The 14,865-nt window shown below is 64.0% G+C and carries 25 protein-coding genes and 2 tRNA genes; 3 read left to right on the top strand and 24 right to left on the bottom strand.

What is annotated here, in order from left to right; genetic code table 11:
* Positions 1 to 593 precede the first annotated feature (593 nt).
* From JS528_RS11250 to JS528_RS11925, 23 genes are all read right to left on the bottom strand, one after another.
* Positions 594 to 667, bottom strand: a tRNA-Leu gene (locus tag JS528_RS11250).
* Between the two features lie 3 nt (positions 668 to 670).
* A tRNA-Arg gene (locus tag JS528_RS11245) sits at positions 671 to 743 on the bottom strand.
* A gap of 148 nt (positions 744 to 891) precedes the next feature.
* Complete coding sequence (locus tag JS528_RS11240) at positions 892 to 1,722, bottom strand: hypothetical protein (RefSeq protein ID WP_214359127.1); 831 nt, start codon at positions 1,720 to 1,722, stop codon at positions 892 to 894.
* 89 nt (positions 1,723 to 1,811) lie between these two features.
* Positions 1,812 to 1,979 carry a hypothetical protein gene (locus JS528_RS11235; protein ID WP_214359126.1) on the bottom strand — a complete coding sequence of 56 codons (168 nt, stop codon included), beginning with the start codon at positions 1,977 to 1,979 and terminating at the stop codon, positions 1,812 to 1,814.
* Positions 1,979 to 2,194 (bottom strand): hypothetical protein, encoded by a 216-nt coding sequence (locus JS528_RS11230; protein ID WP_214359125.1) that lies wholly within the window; start codon positions 2,192 to 2,194, stop codon positions 1,979 to 1,981. Before JS528_RS11230 ends, JS528_RS11235 begins: the two co-directional genes overlap by 1 nt.
* A complete protein-coding gene (locus JS528_RS11225) occupies positions 2,191 to 2,427 on the bottom strand; it encodes a hypothetical protein (protein ID WP_214359124.1) in 237 nt (78 codons plus the stop codon). Before JS528_RS11225 ends, JS528_RS11230 begins: the two co-directional genes overlap by 4 nt.
* Positions 2,424 to 2,954: a hypothetical protein gene (locus JS528_RS11675; protein WP_240541475.1), complete on the bottom strand. Its 531-nt coding sequence runs from the start codon at positions 2,952 to 2,954 to the stop codon at positions 2,424 to 2,426. Before JS528_RS11675 ends, JS528_RS11225 begins: the two co-directional genes overlap by 4 nt.
* A complete protein-coding gene (locus tag JS528_RS11215; RefSeq protein WP_214359123.1) occupies positions 2,947 to 3,117 on the bottom strand; it encodes a hypothetical protein in 171 nt (56 codons plus the stop codon). The genes JS528_RS11675 and JS528_RS11215 overlap by 8 nt, the downstream gene beginning before the upstream one ends.
* A 175-nt stretch (positions 3,118 to 3,292) precedes the next feature.
* Positions 3,293 to 3,520 carry a hypothetical protein gene (locus JS528_RS11210; protein WP_214359122.1) on the bottom strand — a complete coding sequence of 76 codons (228 nt, stop codon included), beginning with the start codon at positions 3,518 to 3,520 and terminating at the stop codon, positions 3,293 to 3,295.
* Positions 3,513 to 3,866: a hypothetical protein gene (locus JS528_RS11205; protein WP_214359121.1), complete on the bottom strand. Its 354-nt coding sequence runs from the start codon at positions 3,864 to 3,866 to the stop codon at positions 3,513 to 3,515. The genes JS528_RS11210 and JS528_RS11205 overlap by 8 nt, the downstream gene beginning before the upstream one ends.
* Before the next feature lie 14 nt (positions 3,867 to 3,880).
* A complete protein-coding gene (locus JS528_RS11200) occupies positions 3,881 to 4,051 on the bottom strand; it encodes a hypothetical protein (RefSeq protein WP_214359120.1) in 171 nt (56 codons plus the stop codon).
* Positions 4,048 to 4,278 carry a hypothetical protein gene (locus JS528_RS11195; protein ID WP_214359119.1) on the bottom strand — a complete coding sequence of 77 codons (231 nt, stop codon included), beginning with the start codon at positions 4,276 to 4,278 and terminating at the stop codon, positions 4,048 to 4,050. Before JS528_RS11195 ends, JS528_RS11200 begins: the two co-directional genes overlap by 4 nt.
* A complete protein-coding gene (locus JS528_RS11190) occupies positions 4,275 to 4,892 on the bottom strand; it encodes a 3'-5' exonuclease family protein (protein WP_240541474.1) in 618 nt (205 codons plus the stop codon). Before JS528_RS11190 ends, JS528_RS11195 begins: the two co-directional genes overlap by 4 nt.
* On the bottom strand, positions 4,889 to 5,290 hold the full coding sequence (locus JS528_RS11185; RefSeq protein WP_214359118.1) for an HNH endonuclease: 402 nt from the start codon (positions 5,288 to 5,290) through the stop codon (positions 4,889 to 4,891). The genes JS528_RS11190 and JS528_RS11185 overlap by 4 nt, the downstream gene beginning before the upstream one ends.
* 40 nt (positions 5,291 to 5,330) lie before the next feature.
* Entirely contained in the window at positions 5,331 to 5,996 is a 666-nt protein-coding gene (locus JS528_RS11180; RefSeq protein WP_214359117.1) for a DUF6273 domain-containing protein, read from the bottom strand.
* A 59-nt stretch (positions 5,997 to 6,055) separates the two neighbouring features.
* Positions 6,056 to 7,051 carry a hypothetical protein gene (locus JS528_RS11175; protein WP_214359116.1) on the bottom strand — a complete coding sequence of 332 codons (996 nt, stop codon included), beginning with the start codon at positions 7,049 to 7,051 and terminating at the stop codon, positions 6,056 to 6,058.
* A gap of 3 nt (positions 7,052 to 7,054) precedes the next feature.
* Positions 7,055 to 7,453, bottom strand: coding sequence for a hypothetical protein (locus JS528_RS11170; protein ID WP_214359115.1), 399 nt, complete (start codon positions 7,451 to 7,453; stop codon positions 7,055 to 7,057).
* 9 nt (positions 7,454 to 7,462) lie between these two features.
* The gene (gene ssb, locus JS528_RS11165) at positions 7,463 to 7,927 is read right to left on the bottom strand and encodes a single-stranded DNA-binding protein (protein ID WP_214359114.1); all 465 of its coding nucleotides are present in this window, start codon (positions 7,925 to 7,927) and stop codon (positions 7,463 to 7,465) included.
* On the bottom strand, positions 7,927 to 8,268 hold the full coding sequence (locus JS528_RS11160) for a hypothetical protein (protein ID WP_214359113.1): 342 nt from the start codon (positions 8,266 to 8,268) through the stop codon (positions 7,927 to 7,929). Before JS528_RS11160 ends, ssb begins: the two co-directional genes overlap by 1 nt.
* Positions 8,261 to 8,506 (bottom strand): hypothetical protein, encoded by a 246-nt coding sequence (locus tag JS528_RS11155; protein WP_214359112.1) that lies wholly within the window; start codon positions 8,504 to 8,506, stop codon positions 8,261 to 8,263. Before JS528_RS11155 ends, JS528_RS11160 begins: the two co-directional genes overlap by 8 nt.
* A gap of 164 nt (positions 8,507 to 8,670) precedes the next feature.
* Positions 8,671 to 8,925, bottom strand: coding sequence for a hypothetical protein (locus tag JS528_RS11150; protein ID WP_214359111.1), 255 nt, complete (start codon positions 8,923 to 8,925; stop codon positions 8,671 to 8,673).
* On the bottom strand, positions 8,922 to 9,158 hold the full coding sequence (locus JS528_RS11145) for a hypothetical protein (protein ID WP_214359110.1): 237 nt from the start codon (positions 9,156 to 9,158) through the stop codon (positions 8,922 to 8,924). The genes JS528_RS11150 and JS528_RS11145 overlap by 4 nt, the downstream gene beginning before the upstream one ends.
* On the bottom strand, positions 9,155 to 9,319 hold the full coding sequence (locus tag JS528_RS11925; protein ID WP_240541473.1) for a hypothetical protein: 165 nt from the start codon (positions 9,317 to 9,319) through the stop codon (positions 9,155 to 9,157). The genes JS528_RS11145 and JS528_RS11925 overlap by 4 nt, the downstream gene beginning before the upstream one ends.
* 188 nt (positions 9,320 to 9,507) lie before the next feature.
* Between JS528_RS11925 and JS528_RS11135 the strand changes: the two genes are divergently transcribed.
* Positions 9,508 to 9,903 carry a helix-turn-helix domain-containing protein gene (locus JS528_RS11135; RefSeq protein ID WP_214359108.1) on the top strand — a complete coding sequence of 132 codons (396 nt, stop codon included), beginning with the start codon at positions 9,508 to 9,510 and terminating at the stop codon, positions 9,901 to 9,903.
* Positions 9,904 to 10,264: 361 nt separating this feature from the next.
* Here the strand turns inward: JS528_RS11135 and JS528_RS11130 are convergent, their stop codons facing one another.
* A complete protein-coding gene (locus JS528_RS11130; protein WP_214359107.1) occupies positions 10,265 to 11,371 on the bottom strand; it encodes a hypothetical protein in 1,107 nt (368 codons plus the stop codon).
* A 389-nt stretch (positions 11,372 to 11,760) separates the two neighbouring features.
* On the opposite strand from JS528_RS11130, the gene JS528_RS11125 reads away from it, so the two are divergent.
* Both JS528_RS11125 and JS528_RS11120 read left to right on the top strand, forming a co-directional pair.
* On the top strand, positions 11,761 to 14,043 hold the full coding sequence (locus tag JS528_RS11125; protein ID WP_214359106.1) for an alpha-1,4-glucan--maltose-1-phosphate maltosyltransferase: 2,283 nt from the start codon (positions 11,761 to 11,763) through the stop codon (positions 14,041 to 14,043).
* Between the two features lie 53 nt (positions 14,044 to 14,096).
* Positions 14,097 to 14,591: an inorganic diphosphatase gene (locus JS528_RS11120; protein ID WP_214359105.1), complete on the top strand. Its 495-nt coding sequence runs from the start codon at positions 14,097 to 14,099 to the stop codon at positions 14,589 to 14,591.
* Positions 14,592 to 14,865 lie beyond the last annotated feature (274 nt).

The raw sequence follows: 14,865 nt of genomic DNA, 5'->3' as shown, positions 1-14,865 counted from the left end.
TTTATTTTTTGTATGTGAATTAGATAGAGTGTGGTTTTATTTTTGTGTTTGTGTTTTTTTTTTATGAAGAAGAAGACGGCATACGGGATGGCGTCGAGTCTCGTGGGCTGGGAGAGGTGTATAAGGGACAGGGGTGTGTTCGCAGGGGGTGGGGGTGTTTTCGAACGATCGTTTGAACGCCTGCATGGCTTGGTCGAGGCGTTGCCTGACCCCCGGGGGGTCGTTTTCGAGACCGGGGGGTAGTTCGAGGTGGATTACGCCGATCTCGGTGCCGGCGTACAGGTGTATGTCGCAGGTGACCGGCATCGGTGTCCCTTTCCTTGTGGGGTTGGAGCGTCGAGCCGTGTGGGCCCGGCGCTCTGTCCCTAAAAGTGCCCTGCTAGGCGGCCGCGGTTACTTGTGACACGCCACTCACGGCTTGGCATGCGAACGCCCCGCATAGGGCCAGATTTCAGGTCTGGATATGCGGGGCGTGCGAATGTTGGTGGCGGGCGGGATTCGAATCCGCGAAGCGTCGAGGTTGCGAGCCTCTGTTTGCCGCTTGCCGCGCCTCACGGCGGGGCCCTTTAGTCCCCTCAGGCACGCACCACCTGTCCCCCATCCCGGATTCGAACCGGGACCGCGCCGAGCTTGAATCGGCCGCCTCTACCTGTTGGGCTAACGGGGGTTGGGTCTCGGGGCGGATTCGAACCGCCGACCGATAGGAACGTATCGTATTGCTCTAGCCGCTGAGCTACCGAGACCATTGGCGGGCGGAGCACATTCGCCGACGGTTTGGACCCATCGGCGCCCGATCGGGGAGCCGCCCATAGATGTGAAATGGCGGAGCGGACCTTTTCCGCACCACCATTCACGCGACAGCGTAACACAAAAAAGGCTCAGTCTGCAATTTCAACGGCTTTCGGCTTTGAGTCTCGCTTCGGCGCACTCCAGCAATTCGATGATGTTCCATGCCCAGTAGGGGCCTTCGACATGCCGGGTGGAGGGCATTTTGCCGCGTGTTCTCCAGTTCTTGAGGTCTTTGCCGGTGACTTGTACGCCGGTGTTCTCTCTGACCCATCGGGCGGCCTCGCTTTGGGTGCGGGTGATGTGCAAGAGGCCCGCGTCCTTGAGGTAGGCGAGGCGCACGTCGTTGAGGGTGAGGAAGGTGCCGCAGGCGGGGCATACGGCGTATCCGTCGGTTTCGGTGGCGTAGATCGGCGTGCGGACGGGCGGCTGGAAGGTCAGGCAGTTGGTGCATACGCCGACGAGCCGTTTTTCGCCGGGGCGGGTAATTTTGGTGGAGACCATGTCGCAGGCCTTGGCGATGCGGTCGAGCATGCCGGCGGCGCCGGGCGTGCGGACGAGCTGGGGCATCTGCCTGACGAGCTGGGGGCACAGGTAGACCCAATCCCGCAGGGTGCGGGGCTGTTCGCGCCGGTCGTAGCCGAGGGGGCGGATGTCGAGGATGCCGCCGGTCTGCTGGAGCGTGGTTTCGGCGTTGACGTACACCTGTTGGGCCTCGATGTCGAAGGGTGTGGGCGCGAACGCCTTGTTGCCCGATCGGATGGCCTTCTGGCCGAACCGGGCCTTGCGGTAGGCGACCTGTTGCAGGGTCGGCATGCCGATCTGGCCGAGCCATTCGATGCGCCTTTGCAGTTCATTGGCGCAGGCCGGACAGATCGTCATGCGGTCGATGGTGATGGGCTTGCCGCAGCGCGGGCAGTCCGGGGTGTTTTCCATGAGGTGGCCTCCGCCCTAGTGGTAGACTTGCGGTGTCGTTTCTCGATGACATGCGAGTCCTCTCCCACTGCAATGGGCGGGGGCTTTCTTTATTGCCTGTTGCGGGCCTCGCGACGGTGTTTGCTGTCGTATTGGCGTTGTTGGTCCTTCCTCATGGCCTCGATGACGGCCGTGGACAGTTGCGTGCGGAGTTTGACGTCCTCGACGCTCTTGCCTTCGGCGAGCATTTGCCACGCGATCTCTGCGAGCTTGCTCATTAGCTTTCCTTCTCGAAGCTCAGGGTGCGGTCCTGTCCGATGCCGAGGTATCCGAGGGTGTCGCCCTCGTAGTCCTCGGCGCAGTCGTCGCATACGTCGAAGTCCATGTGGTAGGACTTCATGTCGCTGTCCGATCGGCTGAACAGGTCGATGTCCATGTGGAGCCCTTTGCCGGACAATTCGTTGCCGCACATGTCGCAGTAGGTTTTCTTCATTCCTCAGTGCCTTTCTTGATCTGGGTGGCGATCTTCCAGCCCTCGCCGGTGGGCGACCACTTCTCGTAGCCGACAGGTGTGAGCAGTCCGTAGGATTGCAGGGCCTCGAAGGTGCGCCGGTGATTGCGGTTGACGGGGTAGACGGGTTTGTCGAGCGCGTTCAGCAGTACGTCGACCATGTTGGGGGTGAGGCGGATTTGCCGGCCTTGGGTGGTGACTCGGGCCCACATCACAGCCTCCCCCGCTTGCGGTTGCGCTCGCGGCACCTGTCCAGTGCTTCGTAGAGCTCGCTGTCTGCGATGTCGAACGCGGCGCACAGGTTAGCGAGAGTCTGGACGACGTCGGCGATCTCGTCCATGAACGCCGTCCATTTCTCACTACTGGCCTCGTCGTGGATGTGCGCCTTGCCGGCGTCGACCATCTCGGCCGCTTCCTCCAAGGTCTTCAGCATGAGCCACTTGTCGGGCTCCAAGCGGCCGAAGGCGATGACGGGCGGGAAGTGGACTATCGTATTGCCGCCAGCCTCCATGTCCTCGTAGGGGTTGGCCCTTTCGGCCTCGGACATCTTCGAGAACTTCCCATAGGCGGCGAGCGCCATTGTTTTGCCTTCTTGGAAGGCTTCGGCGCGGATGCGTCGGTCGTGGGCTTGGAGCCATTGGCGGGTGACTTTTTCGGCGTCCTGATAGTCGGGGTCGGCTCTCAGGCTGGTGTATTCCTCGATGCCGTCGATGAGGAAGCGTTCGGCGTCCCGGTCATTCATGGTGTCCGTCCTTTCTGACGGCTTTGACGCCGATCATTTCGTGGGTGTCGGGGTGGTAGTTGACGCGGTAGAAGCCGGGAATGTAGTCGTCTTTGTGGCCGGATTGGTCGATGGCTTGTTGTTCTCGGGCGATGGCGGCGTCGATGGTCTTGTCGAAGCTCATTGGCGTGCCTTTCTGCGTTGGCGGCGTTCCTCGCGGCGCCGGCGTGTGTAGTATTCGGGGTCTCTTGCCTTGATTTCGAGGTATTTGCGGTGGTTGTAGATGGCTCGTCGTTCGGCTGGGCTTATGGGGGCTTGGCCGGCTCTGGCGAGCGCTATGTATTCTTCAAGTTCGGGGCTCATTTGGTGTCTCCGTCGACGATGACGTGGTCCCAGTCGCAGGACACGCCGGCGCTGATGTTGAAGCATTGGACCTTGGCCTTGCGGTCGGGGGTCTCGTACCATGCGATGTAGCCGGACATGGGGTTGTCCTTGGTGCCGTCGTCGGTGCCGGTGGGGGTCTCTCCGCAGCCGGCGAGCGCGAGGATGGCGAGGATGCAGGTGAGCGCAGTGGCGGTCTTACTCATTGGTTGGCTCCGTTGCTTCCGATGTCTTTCTGCCGGTTTCGCGGTTCATGTTTGGCTTGTTGGCTTTTGCGTCTTCGTACCCTTCTTCGTATCCTTCTTGGAATTGCGCTTCAGTGTCGGCGAGGTACATGTTGTGGAGGATTTCCCAAGGGATGCGTTGGCCGGGAGTATCGTTCCGTGTTTCGATTTCCTGCGTGTCCGGGTAGTAGTTCGTTCCGGGCCACCAGTAATGGCAGTCAAGGCAGAGCAGTCCTTCGCCGTACTTGCCGAAATCGCAAGGCATTAGTTCGTCGCCATCCTTGCCGCAAATGGGGTCGGGGTCGTAGATGATGTGGGGATTGCTCATGGTGTGTTTTCCTTTCAGATGATGTAGCGCCAGAGTGCGGTGAGGCCGGCGATGATGAGGCTGCCGATGAGGGCGGTGATGCCGATGATGAGGATGACGGCGACGATCTCGCCGAACAGGACGAGCGGGCTGCGTTGTTTCCTTGGCTGGGGGTTGTCGTTGTAGTTGAACTCTGGTGTGATCATGATTCGACTCCTGTGGTGTCGTGGATGAGGTCTTCGAGCAGGCGGCCGCACTCGCGGGCTGTCTGTTGGAGGTAGTCGGCGAGGCCGTCGAGGCTGCCCACGCTGTCGTTGACGTCGTCGGCTTCGAGGGCGGGGTCGCTCATGTCTCGGAGGACTTGGGCTAGGCGTTCGTTGGCGAAGCTGAGGTGGTTGACGATCTGGAGTTGCTGGCGGGTCAGGTGGTTCACTGTGCGACCTTTCCGGTGAGGCGTTGGCGGTATTCGGTGATGTCCCTGTCGAGGCAGTACGTGGTCCGGTGCTGGGATTGCTCGCGGTCCTTGTAGGGGTCGAGGCCGTCGGCCATGTCCCGGAGCCTGAAGGACGATAGGTCGAGCTTCCTGTGCGAGAGGCCTTCGGTGATGCTTCCCTCGACGTGCTTGGACAGGTGGACGTCGAGCTGTTTGAGGTCGAAGTCCACGTTGGTGCCGGCCGGGTGGAGGATGTACCGGTCGGTCAAATCGTTGATGAACTCGCGCAGGTTCCATGCGGTGTGCTTGTAGTCGTAGCCCTCTTGGGGCGCTTCCGCGCTTTCGAGCATGAGCCCGTTGGCGATGTGCATGCCGTAGGCGTTCAACAGCTCGGGGTGGATGGCCCAGTTGCGCACGCTGTCCGGGTGGACGATCAGATTCAGCGAATCGCCCCTAGTGTCGGCGCGCATGTCGGTCAACTGCATGCCGATCTCCAAGAGCTCGCAGTTGTACGGGTCGAGGCCCGTGGTCTCGGTGTCGAGCCACAGCAGCATGTGCCGTTTGGCGGGCGGTGTAGGTGGGTCTAGGAGCGTGTTGTCGATGTTGTCGGTCATTTCGTTGGTCCTTCCTTGTGGGGGGTGGGTGGTTTGCAGGGGGTGGCCTGTCCGTCGGTGGACAGCAATTGCCAGCCGTAGCGCTGGTTGAACATGGGCACCTCGCTGGGCTTGTGGTCGTCGTAGGAGCGGATGAGGTAGCCGAGTTTCACGGCCTCGTTCGGGTGCTGGTGTATCCAGCCGTGGCAGCCGGTCGAGTTGTCCATGCCGCACACGCTGATCAGGTTCGAGGCCTCGTGCAGCTCGTCGTCCCCGCTGCCTTGGGAGCGGCGGAGCCGGTGGTGGATGCTCATGCCGGGCCATTGGCCGGGCCGCAGGTAGGTCTCGCACACCACGCACCGGTGTTGGTCACGGCCGAGGACTTGGGCGCGGGTTTCCTTCGATGGATTCGATGCCATGATGGTCGCTTTCTGCCCCACGCTTGAGGGCGTGGGGCGTCTACTCGCCCTCCCGGGCGAGGTTGAAGCAGGGCAGGGCAGCGCCGCTCGTGCTGCGGGCGCCGCTGCCGTACGCGGCGCCGTCCGTGCTGACGTTGGGCACGCGGTTCGCGCTGCCGGAGCGGGCAGAACACGTCCACCACCAGCGCTTCTCCCCGTTGGTGTCCTTGAGCCTGCGGGACGCCTTGTCGGGGAATAGCTGGACTTCACCCTTGGCGAGTCCCCTGTCGCTGTAGATCGCGGTGCCGAACACCTCGGCCTCGCTTGGCAGCCAGATGAGGTCTTCGACGCCGTCGTGCTTGGTGGGCACGATCGTGCGTTTGAGTTCGTCGGGCATGTTCTCCAGCCAGAACTCGTGGTTGAGCCAATACCGGAGACTGGATTCCTTCCACTTGTTGCTTCCGTCCTTGTCGAACGGCACCTCGTCGGGCCACAGGACGGTGGGGACGCAGGTGATGACGGTCCCGTTTGGGATGAGTCGGTATTCGATCTGACGGCCGCCGATCGTGAAGGTCTGGCGCCCCTCGGTTTCGGTGACGGGGATTGATGCGTTGATGGTCGCGCCGTCGTCGGCCGCCCAGTTCTTGGGGGTGAGGCTGATGTCGATGCGGGCGCCGCATTGCAGGGCGCTGCGGATGAGTGCATCGAGGGCCTTGACTGTGTCCATGTTGGTTTCCTTTCAGAGTTTGCTGATGAGGTAGGTGACGAGGGGCATGCCGAGGGTGGCTATGAGACCGCAGGCGAGGTAGTACGCCGGGCCCGGATGTTGATCTCGTCGACGATGCTGCGGGCGACTTCCTTGGGCTCGTGGCCGGTCTTGACCTCGGCCCAGAAGGCTTGCTCGCGGCTTGCGGTGAACGCCCCGTTGGGGACGTGGTCCTCGATGTGTTCTTTGAGCCATTGGCGGGTGATGCCTCCCCATTCGTAGGTTCTGGGCTTGTCGGGCTGCCATCGCCTCCAATGGCCCTCTTGGAGCCATTCGGGCAGGGGTGGCACGTCCTTGCGGAGCACGTCGCCGTTGTCGACGGCCCGCCCGTAGCGGATGACGGCCCCGTAGAGGGTCTGGGGGTCGCAGTCCTCCAACGCGGTCGCGAGGGCGTGGTCCACGTCGGTCCTGCGGCCGATGCGGCCGGGGTAGGCGTCGCGGACGATCTGGCCGGTCCGGGTGTCCACCCGGCGTTCGGCCTCGTCGAGGCTGTAGGCCGGTTCGGTTGCTTGCGGGGGGTCAGGGGGATTATCGGTATCGGTTAGGCTAGGTACCGGTTGCTTCGTTTTGCTTCGGTTTTGCTCAAGCAAGTCCGAAGCATTTGCTTCCGTTTTGCTTGAAGCATTTGCTTCGCGGTTGCTTCGTCTCGACTGTCCCGAGGCGCGTCCGCCGGCGCGGCCCGCCGCGGCCCTCTTGGCGGACAGTTCGCGGCTGCCGGCGAACTTGCCGAAGGGCTGGGATTCGACTATCCGGTACCTGCCGCCCAGATCGCACCACATGCCGGCCTCGACGAGCTCGGCGGTGATGGCTTGGAGCTTCCTCGGGGTCGGGGGTTTCTTCGCGATGCGGGTGACGAGCTCGACGCGCTTCAATGTGAAGCTGGGGTCGAAGTTCTCGTCGTAGATGTGCTTGCCCACGTAGGAGCACATGAGGATATGCACGCCCAGCGCCTCGGCGCTGACCTGCTCCATGTTCTGCGAGTCATAGAGGGCGTCGTCGACCATCCACCATGTCATGGGTCAGTCCTCCGTGATCTCGCCGGTGTCGGGGTCCACGTCCTCGGTGGTCGCGAGGCCCCGGAGGGGGTCTTCGAGCGACCGGCGGATGTCGTGGACGCCGATGCGCTTGCGTGCCTCGATGGGGTAGGTCATGAGGTCGTCCACGGCGCTGGCGGCGTCGATGATGGCCTGCATGATCTCGTCGGCGTCGTAGAGCGCTTCGGTGACGGGGTCGATGTTCTTGTATTTGCGGATGTAGGCCTCGCGGGTCTCCAAGGGGAGCATTTTGGCGACCGCGATGCGGAACGCGCCGGCGTCGCTCTTGGCCTTGGCGGCCTTCGCTGCGAGGGGCAGCAGCATGAGCGGGGTGATCTCGTCGGGTATGAGCGCGTCCTGTACGCCCTCGGCTGTCTTCTTCATGGGTGTTCCTTAGATGTTGTTGGACCACGGGTCCTGTCCGGTGTCCTGTGGTTGTCCGTAGGTTTGGCCGCCCTGATAGGCGGGCTGGCCGCCTTGGAAGCCCTGCGACTGTTGGATGCGGTTGACGGTGGCGGTGGCGAAGCGCAGGCTTGGGCCGATCTCGTCGAGGACGAGCTGGACGCCGTAGTGCTTCTGGCCCTGTTGGTCGGTGTAGTTGTTGGGCTTGAGCTGGCCGGACGCGATGACGCGCATGCCTTTGGCGAGGGTCTGGGCGCAGTGCTGGGCGAGGTCGCGCCATGCGGCGCAGCGCAGGAACAGGGCGGGCCCGTCCTCGTACTGGCCGGATTGGCGGTTGTAGACCCTTGGGGTCGAGGCGACGGTGAACGAGCAGACGGTGCCGCCGCCTTGGGTGTTGCGCATTTCGGGGTCGGCGGTGAGGTTGCCGATGATGGTGAGCGTGGTTTCGCCGGCCATTAGTCCTCCAGTTCGTCGATGGCGTGGACGAGGCGGGTGATGATGTTCTTGCCGTTGACGGCGATGCCGTGGATGTCGGCCCATTTGTGGGCGAGGGCGTCGGTCTCGATGTGGGCGAGGTTTTCGTGGGCCATGAGGGCGAGGGCGCGCAGGTGGGCGGTGAAGTCCTCGGGCTCGCCGTCGACCGGGTTCTTGTCCTCGTCGTCCTCGTCCTCGGTGACGTGGCCGAGGGGGCCGAAGAACTTGCGGGCGGCGTCCTTGTCGACGATGATGCCCTTGGCGGTGAAGATGGGCCCGTCTCCGAGGTCTTTGGCGAGCTTTTCGAGGTCGATGTCAGTCATTGCGGTGTTCCTTTCTGAGTTCCCTTTTGCTCACGTATTCGCACTCGGCGCCTATCCATCCCTTGCGGCGGTCTATCTCGATCTCGCCGGGTTTGGGCGGGATGATGAGGTAGGGCCATGCGGGGTCGGCGTTGGCGAGGTTGATGGTCTCGTAGAGCGAGGCCATGAGTTCGCCGGGCTGCATGGATAGCCCTTCGGGGGTGAGGGGCCATGTCATGAGCGTGCGCTTGGTGTGCATGGGGGTTCTCTTTTCGGTTTGCGTGGACGGGCCCGGAGTCGAACCGGGTGCCGGCTCTTGAGGTGAGTACACAAGGCCTCGTGGCCGGCGGCTTGCCGTGCGTCCCGCCCTAGGGGCCCGTGCCGGTAGGAGATGGACCGGCACGGGGTTGGTGGATGGTGGTGTTATCGACTGTCCTTGTCGCCTCCGGCGGCCCCCGCAGCAATGTGTGTGGAAGGAAGTTGGGCCGGGGGAAGTTCTTGGGCCTCGATGAGCGCCATGAATCCGATCGGGATGAGGATGAAGGCGGTCAGTGAGGCGAGGCCGTTGCCGATGGGGTGGGCGCAGGCCATGTGGGTGAACAGCCATGCCCAGCAGGCGAGCTCGACGGCGAGCATGCCGATGGTGATGAGTGCGGGCCAGCGTTGCAGGGGGTTCATGAGTCGTGTCCTTCGAGTCGTGCGAGTCGTCGGTCGATTTCCTTGATGTCGGCGTCGGTGAATCGGGGTTTGGGGCGTTCGTGGCGCCAGTGGTTGAGCATGTCGATGCTGAGGGCGAGGAAGAGCAGGCCGCAGGTGATTTCCCAGAGGTTGGGGCGCAGGATGCCGAGGGTGATGTCCATGACGGCGCAGAGCGCGTAGATGATGGACAGGATGAGCCGCCACGTGTTCATTTCTTCGCCTCTTCGGGGTTCCACGGGTCGGGCCAGTAGTTCGGGATTCGGCCGGTGAGGTAGTCGATGGACACCTCGAACACGTCGGCGAGCGCTGCGGTGTCTTTGAGGGTGAAGTTTCGCAGTCCGGTCATCTTGTTGGAGAACACCTGTTCGCTCATGCCGATTGCTTCGGCGACTTCACGCTGGAGGACTTTTCGCGAGCGCATCAGTTTCGATATTCGCTTCGCGATTCCTTCCGAATCTAATCTATTTTGATTGGTCATGGCTCACACCATAGCGACCTGTCAACGAGTTTCAAAATCACGGCGTGTTGCAAATCTAATCACTATTGCGTAGTATGGGAGCCATGACAGCAACACTCGAAACGCCGGCGGTCAAGCTATCGCCACAAGACGTCGCCCTATACAACCTCAGCCGACTCATGGAAGCCGAAGGCAAGCAACGCAAAGACCTTGCCGCCTACCTCGGAATGGTCCCCCAGAACATCTCCCGACTCTTGAGCAGCAAGCACGCACTACGGCTTAACGACATCTGCCGAGCAGCCGAGTTCGTCGGAGTCCCCCTCGAAGTCCTCCTACGCGACGATCTGACACAGGTCGACTACGCAGAATATGCAGCACAAGCGCTCGCCAGCGAGCGCCACGACGAAGGAAACGGAGGTCTGCCTGTCGTCGACGTTGACGACCTTCGCAGACAGGCGGGGCATGGATGGCCCCGTGGTTACTGGATGCTGGCGGCCTGACGGCCGGTGAGCCCATCTTTTAACCCAGAGGTCCATGGTTCAAATCCATGCCCCGCTACCAACAGAAAACGCTAGGAATCGCAAGATTCCTAGCGTTTTTTCGTTTTCGCGCAACTCAATGGTTCCGCACGTCACCGCGGAGAGGCGGATTCCCCTGTTGCGGACACGCTCCGGGCCGCTCGGCCAAGTCCTACGGTCCCCAACAGGGGAATCCGCCCCCGCTCACCTATGCCGCAATGTCACGCCGTCCATACGAAACGAGCGGAGAGTGCGCGTGTCCTGTATGCGACCGTAGGCTTGGCCGAACGGCCTTGAGTGTGTCGTATACAGGGCACACGGACTCTCCGCGGCCCCCCGGAACCTACGACTTGTGCCGCCGGATCACGACGAGCATGAAGGCCCCGACGGCGAGCGCGGCGACGACCACGAGGACGATCGCGCCGACGTCGACGCCGGTCTTGGCGAGCGGACTGCCGCCGTTGGAGTACTTCTGCGCGGCGAGCTTCTTCAACGCGTCGGTCGCGTTCTTCGTGTCCTCTTCGCCGCCTCCGGTCGTGGTGACGACCGTGCCGTCCTCGGACTGCTCGCCGTCGCCGCCATCCGTGCCGCCGCCCGAGGGCTCGGGATCGGGCGTCGGCGACGGTTCGGGGCCGGGCTGCTCGGGCTCGTCCCGCTGTTCGGCGCCCTTGACGACGACGTGGGCGTGGCCGAGGTCGTCGAACCGGGTGGCGGTGGCCTTCGCGCGGTCGTCGCCGGCGAACTTCCAGACGAACAGGTACCAGCCGGCGGCGTCCGCCGTGATGTTCACGGCCTTGCCGGACGCGTCCTTCGCGCCGGCGCCGACCGTGATGCGTCCGTTGACCGCCGGGTAGTCCCACGTGCCGATCGGCTTGTGATTGGCGTCCTCGAGCGGCTCGACGTTGCCGACGGGCCGGTTCAGGTCGTTGAACAGGTCCTCGGTCCCGATCGCGTCGAAGTTCGCGCCGCCGGACCACCACCACAGGCTCACCTGCACGTGCGGCTCGTCGCCGTCGACGGCGGTGTGGTCGTCGGGGAAGCCGCTCACGTCGATCACGTCGGAGAGCACCGATCCGACGCCGACCGGCTCGTGCCGCGCGAACGGCGACGTCGTCTTCGGTTCGGCCTGCACGGGCTCAGGTTCGGGCTCAGGTTCAGGTTCGGGGTCGGGCTTCTCGGGTTCCGGCTCGGGATCCGGATCGGGATCCGGATCGGGCTGCTCGGGATCCGGCTGCTCCGGGTCGGGCTCCTGCTGCTCCTCCCCATCGCCCTGCGCGGCGGGGTCGTCCGTCGAGACGATCGCGGGATCGTCCGCCGGCGAGGCGTACGCGGCCGGGGCCGCGAGCGGGATCATCGCCGCGACGGCCAGCAGCACGGCGGCGATGCGCCGTCCGCGGCCCCGCACGCGCGCGTCCGGCGCCGGCGCGGTCGATTCGTCGTTCATCATCATGTGTCCTTTCCTTGGCGCACGCGACGTGCGCGACGCCCATGTCACGTGCGTGTTACGCATCCGCGCCGCGGCTCTCGCGGCCGACGGACCGTCCGGCGCCGTCGCCGGACGTATGCGGACCACCCTGCCAGACGCGCGGCGCAGCCGTCACGTGATGCGGCCGATGTGGTCGGAACCCCTCTCCCCCGGCGTGTTGTGGACAACCGTCCCGCCGAAGTTATCCACATGACAACGATGTGCGCGCTCACATTTCCGGCTGTCCACTGGGGGTCCACCCCACCCACAGTCTCATCAACCGCGCCAACCCTGTCATTTCGGCGATGAGCCCCTACAATGGGCGTTATGGCATCATCCATCGCGATATGCGCAGAAGTAAGGAGAAGGACGCCATGTCACAGCTGACTGCGAATGAAAACGACACCAACGCAGCGACGGTAACCGAGCAGACCGCGGCCGAGGGCGCAACGCCCGCCGCGGAGGAGACGAAGTCCGCGAAAACCACGAAACCCAAGACCAAGACCACCCGCACGCGCAAGCCGCGCGCCACCAAGGCCAAGACCGCGGCCAAGACGATCGTGGTCGTCACCGAGCCCGGCGAGGTGCCCGCCCCGTCGCTGCCGGTCGACGAGCCCGGCCAGTTCGGCCGCATCAACATCATGGACGTCACCCCGAACGCGGAGCGCGGCGTCTACCCGGCTCGCGTGGAGCTCGGCGAGCCGTTCAAGGTCACCGCCCAGGTGTTCATCGAGGGCCGCACCAAGGTCGGCGCCACCGCCGTCGTGCGCAACGCCCGCGGCAAGGAGATGCAGCGCCTGCCGATGACCTGCACCAACCCGGGCCTCGACCGCTGGGCCGTGGACCTCACCTGCGGCGAGCGATCCGACGTCAAGCCGTGGGAGCCGGGCTTCGCCGCCGTCAAGCGCCAGCTGGGCCTGTGGACCGTCACCGTCGAGGGCTGGGAGGACACGTACAAGTCCTGGCTGCACGACGCGACCATCAAGGTCGAGGTCAACGACGACGTGGAGAACGCACTGGCCTCCGGCGCCCAGCTGCTGGACCGCTGGGCCGGCACCGCCGACGCGCACCTGCCGGCGCACCAGCGCAAGATGCTGCGCGACGCCGCCAAGGTGATGGAGGACAAGACCCTCACCCCGGCCGAGCGCCTCGCCGCCGCGACCTCCGACGCCGTGACCGAGCTGCACGAGACCAACCCGCTGCGCGACGGCCTGTCCGAGTCCGCCCCGGTGACCTTCAAGGTCGAGCGTCCGAAGTCCAGCTTCGCCGCCTGGTACCAGTTCTTCCCGCGCTCCGAGGGCGCATACATCGACCAGGAGACCCACAAGATCGTCCAGGGCAACCTCAAGACCGCGGTCGCGGGCCTCGAGCGCGCCAAGGCCGAGGGCTTCGACATCGTCTACCTGCCCCCGATCTTCCCGATCGGCGTGACCAACCGCAAGGGCAAGAACAACACGCTGGTCGCCGGCCCCGACGATCCGGGCTCGCCGTTCGGCATCGGCTCGGCCGAGGGCGGCCACGACACCGTCGACCCGCTGCTGGGCACGATGGACGACTTCAAGGCCCTGTGCGCCAAGGCGCACGAGCTGGGCCTCGAGATCGCGCTCGACTTCGCGCTGCAGTGCTCGCCCGACCACCCGTGGGTCAAGGCCCACCCGAACTGGTTCCGCACCAAGCCCGACGGCACGATCGCGTTCGCCGAGAACCCGCCGAAGAAGTACCAGGACATCTACCCGATCGACTTCAACGCCGACATGCCCGGCATCGAGAAGGAGGTCGAGCGCATCATGAACCTGTGGATCGATGCGGGCGTGACCATCTTCCGCGTCGACAACCCGCACACCAAGCCGGTGCGCTTCTGGCAGGACGTCATCGCCGCCGTGACCAAGAAGCACCCGGAGGTGCTGTTCCTGGCCGAGGCGTTCACCCGCCCGGGCATGATGCGCGCGCTGAGCTACGTCGGCTTCACGCAGTCGCACTGCTACTTCCCGTGGCGCAACACCAAGGAGGAGCTGGCCGAGTACTTCGCCGAGACCAACGGCGACGAGGGCTACTACCAGCACAACACCTTCTGGCCCACCACGCCGGACATCCTCACCGCCTACGTGCGCGACAACGGCATCGCCGGACACGCGGTGCGCGCGGTGCTCGCCGCCATGGGCTCGCCGAGCTGGGGCATCTACAACGGCTTCGAGCTCATCGAGAACAACCAGCGTCCGGGCTTCGAGGAGCAGATCGACAACGAGAAGTACGAGGTCAAGGTCCGCGATTGGTCGGTCGCCGAGAAGTACGGCATCGCCAAGCTGCTCACCTCGCTCAACGAGATCCGCCGCGAGCACGTGGACGCGTTCAGCTACCACAACCTCACGGTCCTCGAGAGCTCCGACCCGAACATCCTCGCCTTCGCCCGCCACACGCCGGCCGAGCTGACCAAGTCCGGCAAGGCGGAGACGCTGATCGTGGTCGTGAACCTCGACTGCCACAACGCCCACCAGTCCACCGTGCACCTGGAGATGCCCGAGTTCGGCATCGACCCGGCCAAGGGCGCGCACGTGCGCGACGAGCTGACCGGCCGCGAGTTCGACTGGGGCTGGGACAACTTCGTCTCGCTGGCCCCGTGGGCCGACGTGGCGCACGTCTTCCACGTGGAGAACTGAAAAACTGAGTATTCTTGTACTCGACTATCAATCGATAAAAGGAGAACACCGAAATGGCTGAAACCTTCAACGTCGTGGTGGAGATCCCGCGCGGTTCCAAGAACAAGTACGAGGTCGATCAGGAGACCGGTCGCGTCTTCCTCGACCGCGAGCTGTTCACCGCCATGGGCTACCCGGATGACTACGGCTACATCGAGGGCACCCTCGGTGAGGACGGCGATCCGCTCGACGCCCTGGTCATGGTCAAGAACTCCGTCTTCCCGGGCTGCGTCGTGGAGTGCCGCGCCGTCGGCCTGTACCACATGGAGGACGAAGAGGGCGGCGACGACAAGGTCCTGTGCGTGCCGGCCGACGTCCGCTACGACGGCATCCAGGACGTCAAGGACGTCAACGAGTTCCACCTGAAGGAGATCAAGCACTTCTTCGAGCAGTACAAGGCCCTCGAGCCGGGCAAGGAGGTCCTGCCGGGCGACTACTGGACCGGTGCCGAGCAGGCCGAGAAGGAGATCGTCGAGGCCCGCGAGCGTCTCGCGAACTCCGCCAAGTGATCTGATTCGCCGACGGGCACAGGGGTGGCATGGGTTTCCATGCCACCCCTGTGCCCGTCGGAGGATTAGAACACTTGGCGCAGCTTCCGAGACGCTCCAGGGCCTCACCAGAGTTCTTCTCGGTGTGCACGATACCGGACCGTTAGGCGCCGGGCACGACCCCCTAGACACTATCGACGCCCCGGACGACTTGTGAGAAGTGCTTCATGTCCGTCAGCGGAACCTCGTTGACGTCCTACACGACCTTCAGGCCGTCCGAGCGGACGGGCGCGGT

It is taken from the genome of Bifidobacterium santillanense (genome assembly GCF_018555385.1).
In the GTDB taxonomy this organism is placed as follows: domain Bacteria; phylum Actinomycetota; class Actinomycetes; order Actinomycetales; family Bifidobacteriaceae; genus Bifidobacterium; species Bifidobacterium santillanense.
This window is presented reverse-complemented; position numbering and strand designations above follow the sequence as displayed.

Coding starts and splice junctions, on each gene's coding strand:
- JS528_RS11205 (WP_214359121.1), bottom strand. CDS start 3,866: ATGAGCAATCCCCACATCATCTACGACCCCGACCCCATTTGCGGCAAG.
- JS528_RS11160 (WP_214359113.1), bottom strand. CDS start 8,268: ATGACTGACATCGACCTCGAAAAGCTCGCCAAAGACCTCGGAGACGGG.
- JS528_RS11185 (WP_214359118.1), bottom strand. CDS start 5,290: ATGGCATCGAATCCATCGAAGGAAACCCGCGCCCAAGTCCTCGGCCGT.
- JS528_RS11230 (WP_214359125.1), bottom strand. CDS start 2,194: ATGAAGAAAACCTACTGCGACATGTGCGGCAACGAATTGTCCGGCAAA.
- JS528_RS11175 (WP_214359116.1), bottom strand. CDS start 7,051: ATGACATGGTGGATGGTCGACGACGCCCTCTATGACTCGCAGAACATG.
- JS528_RS11235 (WP_214359126.1), bottom strand. CDS start 1,979: ATGAGCAAGCTCGCAGAGATCGCGTGGCAAATGCTCGCCGAAGGCAAG.
- JS528_RS11150 (WP_214359111.1), bottom strand. CDS start 8,925: ATGAACCCCCTGCAACGCTGGCCCGCACTCATCACCATCGGCATGCTC.
- JS528_RS11120 (WP_214359105.1), top strand. CDS start 14,097: ATGGCTGAAACCTTCAACGTCGTGGTGGAGATCCCGCGCGGTTCCAAG.
- JS528_RS11180 (WP_214359117.1), bottom strand. CDS start 5,996: ATGGACACAGTCAAGGCCCTCGATGCACTCATCCGCAGCGCCCTGCAA.
- JS528_RS11925 (WP_240541473.1), bottom strand. CDS start 9,319: ATGAGCGAACAGGTGTTCTCCAACAAGATGACCGGACTGCGAAACTTC.
- JS528_RS11130 (WP_214359107.1), bottom strand. CDS start 11,371: ATGATGATGAACGACGAATCGACCGCGCCGGCGCCGGACGCGCGCGTG.
- JS528_RS11200 (WP_214359120.1), bottom strand. CDS start 4,051: ATGATCACACCAGAGTTCAACTACAACGACAACCCCCAGCCAAGGAAA.
- ssb (WP_214359114.1), bottom strand. CDS start 7,927: ATGGCCGGCGAAACCACGCTCACCATCATCGGCAACCTCACCGCCGAC.
- JS528_RS11675 (WP_240541475.1), bottom strand. CDS start 2,954: ATGAATGACCGGGACGCCGAACGCTTCCTCATCGACGGCATCGAGGAA.
- JS528_RS11190 (WP_240541474.1), bottom strand. CDS start 4,892: ATGACCGACAACATCGACAACACGCTCCTAGACCCACCTACACCGCCC.
- JS528_RS11155 (WP_214359112.1), bottom strand. CDS start 8,506: ATGCACACCAAGCGCACGCTCATGACATGGCCCCTCACCCCCGAAGGG.
- JS528_RS11215 (WP_214359123.1), bottom strand. CDS start 3,117: ATGAGCTTCGACAAGACCATCGACGCCGCCATCGCCCGAGAACAACAA.
- JS528_RS11135 (WP_214359108.1), top strand. CDS start 9,508: ATGACAGCAACACTCGAAACGCCGGCGGTCAAGCTATCGCCACAAGAC.
- JS528_RS11145 (WP_214359110.1), bottom strand. CDS start 9,158: ATGAACACGTGGCGGCTCATCCTGTCCATCATCTACGCGCTCTGCGCC.
- JS528_RS11170 (WP_214359115.1), bottom strand. CDS start 7,453: ATGAAGAAGACAGCCGAGGGCGTACAGGACGCGCTCATACCCGACGAG.
- JS528_RS11240 (WP_214359127.1), bottom strand. CDS start 1,722: ATGGAAAACACCCCGGACTGCCCGCGCTGCGGCAAGCCCATCACCATC.
- JS528_RS11125 (WP_214359106.1), top strand. CDS start 11,761: ATGTCACAGCTGACTGCGAATGAAAACGACACCAACGCAGCGACGGTA.
- JS528_RS11210 (WP_214359122.1), bottom strand. CDS start 3,520: ATGAGTAAGACCGCCACTGCGCTCACCTGCATCCTCGCCATCCTCGCG.